The 11,979-nt window shown below is 73.3% G+C and carries 11 protein-coding genes; 2 read left to right on the top strand and 9 right to left on the bottom strand.

Translation table 11 applies throughout. The annotated features are described in order from the left end of the window. The first annotated feature begins 84 nt into the window (after positions 1-84). Complete coding sequence (locus tag PLP61_RS03000; RefSeq protein WP_324500223.1) at positions 85-309, top strand: FmdB family zinc ribbon protein; 225 nt, start codon at positions 85-87, stop codon at positions 307-309. Positions 310-381: 72 nt separating this feature from the next. On the opposite strand, the gene PLP61_RS02995 is transcribed toward PLP61_RS03000, so the two are convergent. Both PLP61_RS02995 and PLP61_RS02990 read right to left on the bottom strand, forming a co-directional pair. After that, entirely contained in the window at positions 382-975 is a 594-nt protein-coding gene (locus tag PLP61_RS02995; RefSeq protein ID WP_324500221.1) for a malonic semialdehyde reductase, read from the bottom strand. Positions 976-1,132: 157 nt separating this feature from the next. Next, the gene (locus tag PLP61_RS02990) at positions 1,133-1,867 is read right to left on the bottom strand and encodes a DUF4386 domain-containing protein (protein ID WP_324500219.1); all 735 of its coding nucleotides are present in this window, start codon (positions 1,865-1,867) and stop codon (positions 1,133-1,135) included. Positions 1,868-1,944: 77 nt separating this feature from the next. On the opposite strand from PLP61_RS02990, the gene PLP61_RS02985 reads away from it, so the two are divergent. Then, on the top strand, positions 1,945-2,631 hold the full coding sequence (locus tag PLP61_RS02985) for a TetR/AcrR family transcriptional regulator (protein WP_324500217.1): 687 nt from the start codon (positions 1,945-1,947) through the stop codon (positions 2,629-2,631). A gap of 55 nt (positions 2,632-2,686) precedes the next feature. Here PLP61_RS02985 and PLP61_RS02980 read toward each other — a convergent pair whose 3' ends face one another. The 7 genes from PLP61_RS02980 to PLP61_RS02950 all read right to left on the bottom strand — a co-directional run bounded on the left by PLP61_RS02980 (position 2,687) and on the right by PLP61_RS02950 (position 11,939). Then, positions 2,687-4,135 carry a trimethylamine methyltransferase family protein gene (locus PLP61_RS02980; RefSeq protein WP_324500215.1) on the bottom strand — a complete coding sequence of 483 codons (1,449 nt, stop codon included), beginning with the start codon at positions 4,133-4,135 and terminating at the stop codon, positions 2,687-2,689. Positions 4,136-4,264: 129 nt separating this feature from the next. Beyond that, a complete protein-coding gene (locus tag PLP61_RS02975; protein ID WP_324500213.1) occupies positions 4,265-5,038 on the bottom strand; it encodes a PIG-L deacetylase family protein in 774 nt (257 codons plus the stop codon). Positions 5,039-5,045: 7 nt separating this feature from the next. Further along, positions 5,046-7,238 (bottom strand): glycosyltransferase, encoded by a 2,193-nt coding sequence (locus PLP61_RS02970; RefSeq protein WP_324500211.1) that lies wholly within the window; start codon positions 7,236-7,238, stop codon positions 5,046-5,048. Between the two features lie 41 nt (positions 7,239-7,279). Further along, positions 7,280-8,059: a polyprenol monophosphomannose synthase gene (locus PLP61_RS02965; RefSeq protein ID WP_324500209.1), complete on the bottom strand. Its 780-nt coding sequence runs from the start codon at positions 8,057-8,059 to the stop codon at positions 7,280-7,282. Between the two features lie 267 nt (positions 8,060-8,326). Then, a complete protein-coding gene (locus tag PLP61_RS02960; RefSeq protein WP_324500207.1) occupies positions 8,327-9,784 on the bottom strand; it encodes an ATP-binding protein in 1,458 nt (485 codons plus the stop codon). Continuing rightward, a complete protein-coding gene (locus tag PLP61_RS02955) occupies positions 9,781-10,467 on the bottom strand; it encodes a response regulator transcription factor (protein ID WP_324500205.1) in 687 nt (228 codons plus the stop codon). Before PLP61_RS02955 ends, PLP61_RS02960 begins: the two co-directional genes overlap by 4 nt. Then, positions 10,464-11,939, bottom strand: coding sequence for a hypothetical protein (locus tag PLP61_RS02950; RefSeq protein WP_324500203.1), 1,476 nt, complete (start codon positions 11,937-11,939; stop codon positions 10,464-10,466). The genes PLP61_RS02955 and PLP61_RS02950 overlap by 4 nt, the downstream gene beginning before the upstream one ends. Positions 11,940-11,979: the final 40 nt, after the last annotated feature.

Genomic DNA, 11,979 nt, shown 5'->3' with positions numbered 1-11,979 from the left:
CCGACCACACCATCAGCTTCACCCGACGCACATGAGCCCCGCGTCCGGAGGTGGGACTCGGCAGGCCGGGGGCGCGAGCGCGGAGTGGGTACCCTGGTCCGCGTGCCCAGATACGAGTTCCGCTGCCGTTCCTGCGGCAGCACCTTCATCGAGCAACGGCCGATGAGCGCCTCGGCCGATCCGGCAACCTGCCCACAGGGACACGACGACACGGTCCGGCTGCTCTCGACGGTCGCGGTCGCCCGTGGCGGCACAGAGACCGCGTCGTCCGCCGGTGGCTGCTGCGGCGGGAGCTGCGGCTGCGGCTGACCCTTGCCTGACCGCTCGAACGGCGATCTGGCAAGGAGACTGCAGGTCTCCCAGCGTAGGGCCCGGGTGGGGTCAGGCGACGGTCACCGCCTCGTCGTACCCCAGCCGCGGCAGCCGGTCGAACCAGGCGTTCGGCGCCGGGTGCCCGATGTTCACCACCAGGAACGACCTGAGCGCGGTGCCCGAGAAGAACTCCTCGTCCAGGCCGGCCGCGTCGAACCCGCCCATCGGACCCGCGGCGAGCCCGGCGGCGCGGACGCCGAGCAGGAAGTAGCCGGCCTGGAGCGCCGCGTTGAACCTGGCCGCCTCCTCGCGGCGTACGTCGTCGGCGAAGGCGTCCCGCGCGCCCGGGAAGTGCGGGAAGGTCCGCGACAAGTTCTCGTGGAAGTCCAGGTCCGCGGCGAGGACCGCGACGAGCGGGGCGCTCGCGGTCTTGTCGCGGTTTCCGTCCGACAGGTGCTTGAGCAGCCGCTCGCGGGCCTCCTGGCCGACCAGCAGGATGCGCAGCGGCTGGCTGTTCATCGCGGTCGGACCGAACTTGACCAGGTCGTAGATCGCGGCGACCTGCTTCTCGGTCACCGGCTCGTCGGTGAAGGCGTTGGCGGTGCGGGCCTCCCTGAACAGGAGGTCCTGGGCGTCGCGGGCGAGGGCGAGGTAGCTGGTCATACCAGGTGAAACGACGATTGAACGTTCAACCATCCCTCCCTGGGGATGACCTGGCTCACACGGGGCACGGCGAGCGGGCTCGTCGAGATCGCGCCGGATGACCGGGCAGCGCGACAGGGACCCCGTCCGGTCGGACGGGGTCCCCCATCGGCCTGGGTCAGCCGACGACCGGCGGCAGCGCCGTCCGGCGTACTCCGCGGGTGACCAGGTAGCCCACCATCCACAGCTCGCCGACCGTGGCGGGAAGGGTGAGCAGGTCGAGGGCGGAGCCGGCATCGGGGAGGAGGTACGCGGCGAACGTGCTGACGACGTACCCGACACCGCCGACCATGAGCACCCACCCGAGCGCGGCCGGCATCCAGCCCGAGCGGCGGGCGAGCCAGCCCATCGGGATCAGCCACAGGCCGAAGAAGAGTCCGCCGACGAGCCACAGGTGGCCACTGACGACGTAGAGCAGCTGGACGGTGGCCGCGGTGTCACCGCCGGCCGCGAGGGAGGCGTCGGTGCTGACGTCCAGCGCGGCGCCCAGGAACGCGGCGCTGGTGAGGATGGCCGCCGCGTTGACCAGGCCGAACGCGGCGATGGATCCGGCCGCGAACGCGTCGACGCTGCGGAACAGGCGGTAGAACCACAGGGCGACCAGGGCCTGGGTGAGCACGACGCCGAGCTCCATGGCGACACCCAGGCGGGCCAGCCACTGGTGGTCGGCGAGGTTGGCCAGCGTCGCGGCCGGGTCGTCGGCCACGAACAGCTGGTTGCGGATCAGGAAGAAGCCGACCAGCCCGGTCACGGCCAGGCCGAGGTAGAGCAGGCCGGTCACCCGGGCGGTGTGGACCCGACCGCGGTCTGCGGTCTCGGGACGGAGTGCGGGGCGGGTGGCGGTGAGTGTCATCGGAAGTCCTCTCGGTTGCCTTACGCTGTAAGTCTGCCTTACCGTGTAAGGTGAATGCAAGAGGGCAGGAGGTGTCGATGACCACACGCGCGGTGCGAGCGCCGCTGAGCCGGGACCGGGTGGTCGCGGCCGCGGTACGGCTCGCCGACGACGAGGGTCTCGCCGCACTGACCATGCGCCGGCTGGCCGCCGACCTGGGCGTCGAGGCGATGTCCCTCTACCACCACGTCCCCGGCAAGGAGCAGCTGCTCGACGGGCTGGCCGAGGCGGTGGTGGCCGAGATCAGTGCCGCGGTCGCCGCACGGGTCGCCCAGGACTCGGACTGGCAGACGGCGCTCCGGGAGCGCTGCCTCACCGCGCGCGAGGTGATGGTCCGCCACCGATGGGCACCGGGCCTGATCGGCTCCCGGTCCAGCGTGCCGGCCGGGCTGTACCCCTACTACGAGGAGGTCCTGGCCACGATGGTGCACGGCGGCCTGAGCTACCACCTCGCCCACCGCGGCATCCACGCGCTCGGCACGATGGTGCTGGGCTTCACCCAGGAGCTGTTCAGCCCCGCCTCGGAGGGCGGGACCGTCGACGAGGAGGCCGCCGAGGCCGAGTTCGCCGCGCTGGCCCCCGCCCTCCCCCACCTGACCGCGATGGTCGCCAGCGAGGTCCACGACCACGAGGAGGACCCGCTCGGCTGGTGCGACAGCCAGAACGAGTTCGAGTTCACCCTGGGGCTGATCCTCGACGGGCTGGCCAGGCACGCCCAGAGCTGACGACAGCCGACTCGCGGGCTGTGCCGGGAAGACCCGCCCAAGCGCGGCGGGGAGGTCAGGCCTCCCACTCGCGGGTGCGCCGGTCGACGTACTCGCGCAGGGCGGCGTCCAGGTCGGGGTCCAGGCCGGGGTCGGTGTAGGAGTCGAGCAGCCGGCGCCACTCCCCCGCGGCCACCTGTGGCGCCTGGGGCGCGCCCTGCTTGAGCCAGGTCGGGTGCGCCTGCGAGCGGAACAGCGGGCTCATGAAGACGTCGGTGCGGAAACGCTCCAGGGTGTGCTGGTGGGCGAGGAAGAGGCCGCCTGGTCCTTCCTCCGCGATCACGTCGAAGGCCAGCGCCGCGTCGTCGACCACGACACCCTCGCGCAGCCGCTCGAACATGCGGATCAGCTCCAGGTCCAGCGCCAGCTTCTCGTACGACGCGACCAGCCCTCCCTCCAGCCAGCCCGCGGCGTGGACCACCAGGTCGCACCCGGCCAGGTACGTCGCCCACAGCGACATCGAGGTCTCGGCCGAGGCCTGGGCGTCCAGCGTGATGCCGGAGCACAGCCCACCGCCGCCGCGCAGCGGCAGGCCGTAGCGCCGGGCCAGCTGCGCACCCGCGAGCGTGGTCAGCACCGACTCGGGCAGGCCCAGGGAGGGTCCACCCGAGCGCATGTCCACCCCCGTGAAGAAGCAGCCCAGCAGGCACGGCGTACCGGGTCGCACCAGCTGGGCCATCGCGACGCCGGACAGCACCTCGGCAACGAGGATGGACAGCCCGGCGGCGAGGGTGACCGGCGCCGAGGCGCCGGCGAGGAGGAAGGGCGTGATCGCCACCGGTTGGGCGTACTCCGCACAGGCGACCAGCTGGCTGACCATCAGGCCGTCCCACACCAGCGGGGAGTTGGGGTTGACGATACCGAGCGTCATCGGGCGCTCGGCGAGCGCCGCGCGTCCACCGGCGGCAAGCGCGGCCAGCTCGAAGCCGTCCCTCGCCTTGGGGCCGCTGGACCCGTACACGATGAACGGCCGGTCGCTCCAGCGCAGCATCGAGTAGTCCATCTCAAGATGGCGGCTCGCGGCCTCGAGGTCCTGGGCCTCGACGGTGCCGCTCTGCAGCACGGGGAGCAGGTCGCAGGCGTGCGCCAGCTTGACCAGCTCGACGTGGTCGGCGAGCGAGCCGTCCCGGCGGCCCCGCTCCTCGTCGTGGGCGAAGGGTGGCCCGCCCACCGGGCAGTGGACCAGGCTGCCACCGCCGACCCGCACCTGGCGGTCAGGGTTGCGACCGGTGAGGGTGAAGCTCGCCGGGGCGAGCGCCAGCTGCCCGAGCACCCAGTCCGGGTCCCAGCGGACCCGGGTGCCGTCGACGCGCTGCCCCGCGCCGGCGAGCCGGGCCACCATCTCCTCGTCGTGCACCTCGGTGCCGATCTCGGCCAGCAGCCGCATCGCCTGGGTGTGGATCCGCTCCAGGGCCTCCGGGGTCAGCGGCTCGAGCGGCAGGGCGGAGGCCGCGCCGGGGCTCATCTCCGGCTCCAGGCGGGGCGGGCCCCGGTGCAGGTCATGGTGACTCCCTATGCCACACAGCGCCCGCGCGGCAAGTCCGGGGTCCGGTCCAGGCGGCCGTCCGGGCCGGTCCTGCCAACGGACGTGCGACTAGGGAACCGCGTGGAACCACTCGGCGCCGAGGACCCGGCGCGCCAGCGGTCGGGGCAGCGCGAGGAGAAGGGCGATGGTCCGGATCCCCCCGCCGGTCTGGGAGGAGTGGGCGGCGAGTGCCCGGCGCTTGGCGTCGAGGTGGTCGCGTACGTCGACCCTCAGCGACAGGTCCGCGCGGGCCGTGTAGATGTCGTCGCCGGGGAGGGTCAGCCCCCGGAGCAGCCGGGCGGCCGGCCGGAGGACCCGCAGCAGCCGCACGATCGCCGTCTTGTCGAGGGTCGCCTCGAGGAGCACGGGTCGGTGCGCGGAGAGCTCCTGGGCCCGACGGGCGACCTGGTGCACGCGGACGTGGTCGGGATGCCCGTAGCCACCGTGGGCGTCGTACCCGGTGAGCACGTCGACGTGCTCCTCGTCGAGGATCGCGGCCACCGCCCGGGCGACCTCGTCGATCGGCGCCTCGACCAGCCGGCAGTACCCGGCCGCGGACCCGGTGGTGGACGCAGGAGTGGGCGCGTCGGCCATGCCGGAGTCGGCGTACCCGAGCCACCTCACCTCGGCGGCGCCGAGTGCCTTCGCGGACGCCAGGGCCTCGCGGCGGCGCCGGCGACCCAGCGGCTCGGTGGCGTGGCTGGCGTCGGTCAGGCCGGCCTCCCCGTCGGTGGCGAAGACGAGCAGGATGCGGTCACCGGCGGCGGCGCGCTGGGCCAGCCACCCGCCGGTGAGCAGCGCCTCGTCGTCGGGGTGCGCGTGCAGGGAGAGGACGGTCGCCACAGTCTGGTCAGGCTCCCACACTGACCGGCGCCGGCCTCGGCACGTCGATGGGCCTCGAGGAGTCCGCGCGGCGGGTGGCCCGGTGGTACTGCGCCTCGGTCTGCTGCAGGACGTCCACCCAGTCCAGCCGAGGAGCGACCCGCCGGTTGTGCTCGGTGATCCGCGCCCGGAGCGGGGCGTCACTGATGAGGTCGGCGAGAGCGACCACCATCTCTGCGTCGTCGGCGACCAGGACCCCGTCCACCCGGTCACGGATGAACTCGCCGACGCCACTGCGGCGGTGTGCCACCACCGGCAGGCCGGCCGCGCGGGCCTCGAGCGCGGCGATGCCGAACGACTCCTTGTGCGCGGGCGCGACGTAGAGCGACGCGGCCACCAGCTGGTCGAGCACCTGGTGGCGCGGGATCCGCCCGGTGATCCGCACGTGCTGGTCGAGCCCGAGGCGCCGGACGTGCCGTTCCAGCCGTCCGCGCAGCGGTCCGTCGCCGACGATCACGAGCCGCACGTCCTGCCCAGGGGTGAGCCGGCGAGCCTCCGCGAACATCCGAAGGAGCTGGACCGGCCGCTTGCGGCGCGCGAGCCGCATGGTGGTGACCAGCGTGACCTGCGGGTCGGTGGGCTCGCGAGCGACCCGGGCGCGGGCCGCGATCGCGGGGCGCCGCCAGGACGCGACGTCGACCGCGTTCGGCAGCACGGCGACCTCGGTCCCGCGCAGCGAGCGACGGAAGCTCTCGGCGGCTGCGCCGCTGACCGCCGACCAGGCGACCGGCCAGCGCCGCAGGGACGCGAGTGCGGCCAGCCGCAGGATCCCGCCCGCTCCGGCCCACATGGAGTGGACAGTGATCAGCGTGGGGACTCCGGCGGCCATCGCGGCGCGAGCGACCGCCACGCCGTACGGGGACCAGATCGAGAGGTGGACGTGGACCACGTCGTAGTCCGTGACCCTCCGGCGCGCGCCCACCGCGGTGACCCGTCGCACCCACCCCGGATCGGGCTCGGTGGCCTGCGTCGGCGTGAGGACCTCGGCGTCGAGCCCGAGGGCGCGCTGGTGCCGCACCAGGTCGTCCACGTGCGTCTCGATGCCGCCCAGGCGCGGCAGGAAGACGTCGGTCACGTGGGCGATGCGGCGCGCGGTGCCGGCCGGGCGGGCCTCCCACCCGCCGGGATCGGGAGTACGACGCTGTGCGAGGAACCAGATCCCGAGGACTCCGCCGCCCACGGGGATCTCGACGGCGAAGATGAAGAGGCGGTAGAGCACCGCCGCCGCCGCGACGGCGCTGGGGTCGCCGCCGAGGGCCAGCAGCACGCCGACCATGCCCAGGTCGGCCACGCCGACGCCGCCCGGGGTGATCGGGACGATGGTCAGCAGCCGCTCGACGGCGAACGCGGCGAGAACCTCCGGCCAGGTGTTCCCGGCCCCGGTCAGGTGGAGGCAGAGCGCCAGCAGCGCCCACTGCAGCGCGACGTACCCCGCGATCCCGACCGACATCCGCAGCCACCCCTGGTCGACGAGGTCCGCACACTCGCGGCGGATCTCGAGGAGGGTGTCGGAGAGTCCGAGCGCACGGTCGCGGCGCACCAGCCGCAGGCCGAACCGGACCGTTCGCTCCAGAGCCCGCCCGGACGCCCCGGTGGCGCGAGGGCTGAGCAGCATCACGACGGCACCGGCGGCGAGGCCGAGGAAGGCAACCCCCGCGATCATCGACGCGGTCCGCAGCTGCGGGGTCACCGCGTCTCCCGAGCGGGTGAGGGCGAGGACCCCCAGGACGGGGAGAAGCAGCTTGGAGCCGGTGTCCCACAGGTTGGTGAGGAGGGTGTAGCCGGTGAAGGAGCGGGCATCGATCCCCCAGGCCCGCATCATCCGGCGGTTCAGCTCGACCCCGGCGGCGCCGCCGAGGGGCACCACGTTGGCGACCGCGCTGCCGGTCATGTTGAGGGTCAGCGCGCGTCGGTGGGTCAGGCGGGGCGCGGCTGCGGTGAGGACGAACGTGTGCACGTACAGCCCGAGGAGCCACAGCGCCGACAGCGCGAGCACCGCCGGCCACCGCACCGACAGCAGCACCGGGACCACGCCGTGCCAGGAGACGTCGACCGCGCGGGGCAGTGCCACCCCGACCAGGACCAGGGCGACCACCCACGACGCGACGAAGCGTGCCCGGGCCCAGGCGTGGGACCGTCGGGCGGGACGGCGGCCATGCACCGGCTCTCCCCCACGGCCGGCCTCTCCTCCCCCCCTCGCGGTCATCGGCGCTCTGCGCCCTGCAGTCGATCCCCGGAGGTGGCCGGAGCTCTGCTGGTCCGGCCGAGGAGCTCACGGATCCGCCACTCCAGCACCAGGCGGGCCGCCTCGCGCGCGACGCCGCCACTCATCTTGGACGCGCCGGCCGTGCGCTCGGTGAACGTGATCGGATGCTCGACGACCCGGAGACCGAGGCGTTCGCAGGCCCAGGTGTTCTCCACCTGGAAGCCGTACCCGTGGGAGAGCGTCTGCAGCACGCCGGCGCCGGTGAGCGCCTCGGCACGCCACGCCCGGAACCCCGACGTGGTGTCCCGGGTCCGCAGCCCGAGCAACCGCCGGGCGTAGAGGTTCGCGCCCCAGGAGAGGGCACGCCGCCGTCGCGGCCAGTTCTCCGTGGCGCCGCCTCGCACATAGCGGGAGCCGACGACGACGTCGTACGCACCGACCAGGGCGAGCATCGCGGGCAGGGCCTCGGCCGGGTGCGAGCCGTCGGCGTCCATCTGGACCACGATGTCGTAGCCGCCGCGGACCGCCGCGGCAAACCCGGCCCGGTAGGCGGCGCCCAGGCCGTCCTTGGCGGTCCGGGTGAGCAGCGTGACCCAGTCCCCGAAGCCCGGATCGGCCCGGACCACGTCGCCCGTGCCGTCCGGACTGCTGTCGTCGACGACCAGAAGGTCGACCTCGGCGCCGGGTACGGCGGACCTCACCGAGCGGAGCCGGTCCAGGAGGGCAGGCAGGGTGTCAGCCTCGTTGTAGGTCGGGACGACGATCACGCAGCGCATGCTCAGGACCGTAGGCAGCGCCTGATGAAGCGAGCATGAAGGCGAGGGGGCCGTGCCCTGGCATCGACTCCGACGCGGCTCGGTCGGCGGCCGACCACCGGCCTTCGATGTCGACGCCGACGAGGACGAGGACGAGCAACATGCTCAAACGTTCGTGAAGGAGCGCAGCATGATCAAACGTTCGTTCAACCACCACACGCAGTGGCATGGCCGGGCCACCCGTCACAACAAGCTCCCCGTCACCTCCCCCACGAGGGAGACGCGCCCTCACTCTCGGCTGGAGCGGAGGAGGTCCTGGGGCCCGGGGGTCGGCAGCAGCACGGTGACGGTCATCGCCGCTCCGTGCGTGCACTCCACCGGCGCGGGCTGGCCGTGGGAGGCGTGGTGACCGTCGTGGCACAGTCGCAGCTCTCCTCCCGCCTGGGTGACGAGGGCCTCGACGAGCGCGAGGCCGAGCCCGGAGCCGGGGCGGGTGCGCGCCTCGTCGGCGCGCGCGAAGCGCTGGGTCGCACCGTCGAGCAGGGCGGGTGGCATGCCCCTTCCGGCGTCGGTGACGGTGAGGCGGGCCCACCCGGGCACGGGCTCGTCGACGGTCACCTCGAACGGCGGGTCGCCGTGCGTGGCGGCGTTGTCCAGGAGGTTGGTGAGGACCCGCTCGGCCTCGAAGTCAGCCGTGGGCACGGCCAGCTCGGTCGAGGGGAGGGTGACCGTGACGGTGCCGGCCTGCGCCGGCTCGGCGAGGCGACGCTGGTCGATCACGCGGCTGGTGACCGTGACGAGGTCGCACGACCCCTGGGCGTGGCCGCCGTCGGCTCCACCGACCTGGAGCAGCTGCTCAGCGAGCCGCGCGAGACGGTCGAGGTCGATCATGAGCTCGGTGAGGATGTGTTCGTGCTCGGCCTGTGTCCGGGGCCGGCGCAGCGCGAGCTGGATCCGGCTGGTCAGCAGAGTGATCGGCGTACGCAGCTCGTGGCTGGCCTCGCTGACGAACTGCCGCTCCCGGTCGAGCGCCCCTTCGAGGGTGGAGAGCATGTCGTTGAAGGTGTGCCCCAGGCGGGTGATCTCGTCGTCGCGCTGAGGGGGCACGTCGAGCCGCAGCTCGGCATTGCCGGCGGCGATGGCGGCGGCGCGGCGGCGGTAGCGCTCCACGGGGGAGAGCGCGGCACGGGCCAGCCGGTCACCGACGAGTCCGGTGATGACCAGGGCGCCGATGCCGGCGAGGGTGAGCTGGAGGAGGAGCTCGCGCAGCGCCTCGTCGCGATGGTCCCGGCGCACGCCGACCACCAGGACGTGGTCGGGAGAGGCAGAGGTCCGCAGGAGACGGAGCCGGTAGGGCTTGTCACTGACCGGGAGGAAGTCCCCCACGTTGACCGTCCGTGGTGTCGCCCCAACCCGCTCGAGCTGCCCGGTGCCGACGAGGGCTGCGGTGCGCGCCGGACCGCCGTGTGCCAGCACGACACCGTCCGCGTCGAGCACCTGCCACGCGACCCCGGTCGCCTCGGCGGCGGAGGGGTCGGACACGGTTCCGTCGGCCTCGACCAGCTGGTCGAGGGTCTGGCCGGCCTGGGCGAGCTCGGTGTCGAGACCGCGGTCGAGCGCGTAGGCGACGCGCCAGTAGACGAACGTGCCGGCGGCGAGCAGGACCACGAGGGTCGCGGCGGAGAACCCGGCGACCAGGCGGACCCGCAACGGCAGTCGCGAGAGCCGTGCCCGCAGCAGGCTCACCGGCTACCGGCCGGGACCTCGAGGCGGTAGCCGACCCCGCGCAGGGTGGTGATCGTGTCGGTGCCGAACGGCCTGTCGATCTTGGCGCGGATCGCTGCCACGTGGACGTCGATGACGTTGCTGCGCAGGTCGGTCTCGCCGTCCCACACCTCGTCGAGGATCGTCAGGCGCGTGACGACCTGCCCCGCGTGGGAGGCGAGCAGGTAGAGGATGTCGAACTCACGCGTGGACACGGCGATCTCCGTCCCGCCGCGGGTGACCCGCCTGGCCACGGGGTCGACGACGAGGTCACCGACCTGCACGGGCGCCTCCCCGGTGTAGCTGCTGCGTCGGTAGAGCGCGCGCAGCCGGGCCAGCAGCTCGTCGAGGTCGAACGGCTTGGGGAGGTAGTCGTCGGCGCCTGCGTCCAGGCCGTCGATGCGGTCCCGCACGGCGCCGCGGGCGGTGAGCATCAGGATCGGGGTCGCGACGCCGATCCCCCGGAGCCGGCGCGCCACACTGACCCCGTCCATGCCGGGCAGCATCCAGTCGAGCAGGACCACGTCGTACCCGGTGTCGGTGAGCAGCCGGTCGTAGGTGGAACGGCCGTCGTGGACCACCTCGACCTGCCAGCCAGCCTCGGCCAGGGACTCCTCGAGCACGCCGGCGAGCCGGACGTCGTCCTCGGCCACCAGGACCCTCATCCGTCGCCGCCCTCCTGACGCTGCCAGACGTGCCAGTCGCCGTAGCTCACCTGCTCAACGTAGTGTCGCTCCAGGTAGTGCTGCGCCTGCCGCGCGTCCAACCCCCACGAGTCGATGCTCTCACCGGACACCACGACCCACCGAGGAGCCGCGGGACCGGCCAGGACCTGCTGGAGCTCCTCGAGGCGCGGGTCGCGGACCCGCACCGGCAGGCTCCACAGGTGCTCGTACGGGCTGTGCAGTCCACTGGCAGCGACGATGTCAGGGTGCCCGAAGGTGACGACGACCCCGTCGCCGCCCCTCGCGTGGCCCCGCAGGTACGCCGCCACGCTGGCCTCGGACGAGACGCTGGACGGTGCGACCGCCTCGTGCGCCCACACGACCAGGCTGGCGGCTGCCAGGTAGGCCACGAGGGCGGTCAGGGCGACCCGCCACCACCCGTGGGGGCGCGTGAGTGCGACGAGCACGACGAGGCCCGGGACCAGCCCGGTCAGGTAGTGCAGCCAGTAGCTGCCACCCAGGGCCACCGCCGCCACCTCCCAGACGACCATCGCCAGCGTCGGCCAGACCAGGACCAAGCCGCCCCGTCCCGGCTGGTGGGCGGTACTGCCGGCCGCATGGCCCCGGTCGCGGACCACCCGCAGCAGGACGTGGCCGGCCGTGGCGATCAGCAGCAGCGCCGCCCCGCTGCCGAAGGAGGCCAGCACGAGGTGGGACATGCGCTGGGGTGTGGCCGCGGAGGCAGAGGCGCTGATCACGTGCGCGGCCTGGGCCCTGAACACGACGATGGCGTCCCACAGCGCCGCCGGCGATGTGCCCCGCAGCCACGAGGCAGTCAGGGCGGCGCCGAGCATCGCCGCGCTGCCGAGCGTGAACGCGGCCACCCGCCTGCGCAGGTCGGGCACGCGGCCGATGGAGACGACGAAGAGGACCAGCGCGAAGACGAAGACGTCGATGACGTTCTGCTTGACCAGCCCGGCGGCCATGGCGGCGATCCCCGCGATCGTGGTGAGCAGGACCGCGTGCCGCCTGCGGCTGGTGCGCATCGCGCCGGCCAGACAGGCCAGGCCGAGGAGCACCAGCGGGACCGCAAGCACTTCTCCATCGGTCTCCGGCATGCCGAGGAGTGGGTCGGACAGCAGCGCCACCGCGACCACGACGGCGGCTCGCCGCGCCCACCGGGCCTGGGGTGCGACCTGCACCGCCAGCACACCGCTCAGCACCACGGCGACACCGCTGGCCGTGGCCCCGAGCAGCTTGACCGTCGGTGCCGTGAGCCCGACGGACGAGACGGTCGTCGGTCCGAGCCCGCCGGCCCACGAGAAGAGCCAGATCAGCAGTGGCGGCCGATCCACCCAGTAGTCGCCGTACAGCGACGTGCCCGGCGCCCAGTGCTGACCGAGAAGCAGGAACCCGCTCTCGTCCGGGGTCAGCGGTCGGTGCAGGAAGGGCAGCCATGCGACCACGCTCACAGCGGCAGCCAGAACCAGCCAGGCCGTCGCCCGCCCACTG

Source organism: Nocardioides sp., from assembly GCF_035429765.1.
GTDB lineage: Bacteria > Actinomycetota > Actinomycetes > Propionibacteriales > Nocardioidaceae > Nocardioides.
This window is presented reverse-complemented; position numbering and strand designations above follow the sequence as displayed.

What these genes read in the sequence shown, in the direction of transcription:
- PLP61_RS02990 (WP_324500219.1), bottom strand. Translation starts at nt 1,867, where the DNA reads ATGACACTCACCGCCACCCGCCCCGCACTCCGTCCCGAGACCGCAGAC.
- PLP61_RS02995 (WP_324500221.1), bottom strand. Translation starts at nt 975, where the DNA reads ATGACCAGCTACCTCGCCCTCGCCCGCGACGCCCAGGACCTCCTGTTC.
- PLP61_RS02955 (WP_324500205.1), bottom strand. Translation starts at nt 10,467, where the DNA reads ATGAGGGTCCTGGTGGCCGAGGACGACGTCCGGCTCGCCGGCGTGCTC.
- PLP61_RS02985 (WP_324500217.1), top strand. Translation starts at nt 1,945, where the DNA reads ATGACCACACGCGCGGTGCGAGCGCCGCTGAGCCGGGACCGGGTGGTC.
- PLP61_RS02980 (WP_324500215.1), bottom strand. Translation starts at nt 4,135, where the DNA reads ATGAGCCCCGGCGCGGCCTCCGCCCTGCCGCTCGAGCCGCTGACCCCG.
- PLP61_RS02965 (WP_324500209.1), bottom strand. Translation starts at nt 8,059, where the DNA reads ATGCGCTGCGTGATCGTCGTCCCGACCTACAACGAGGCTGACACCCTG.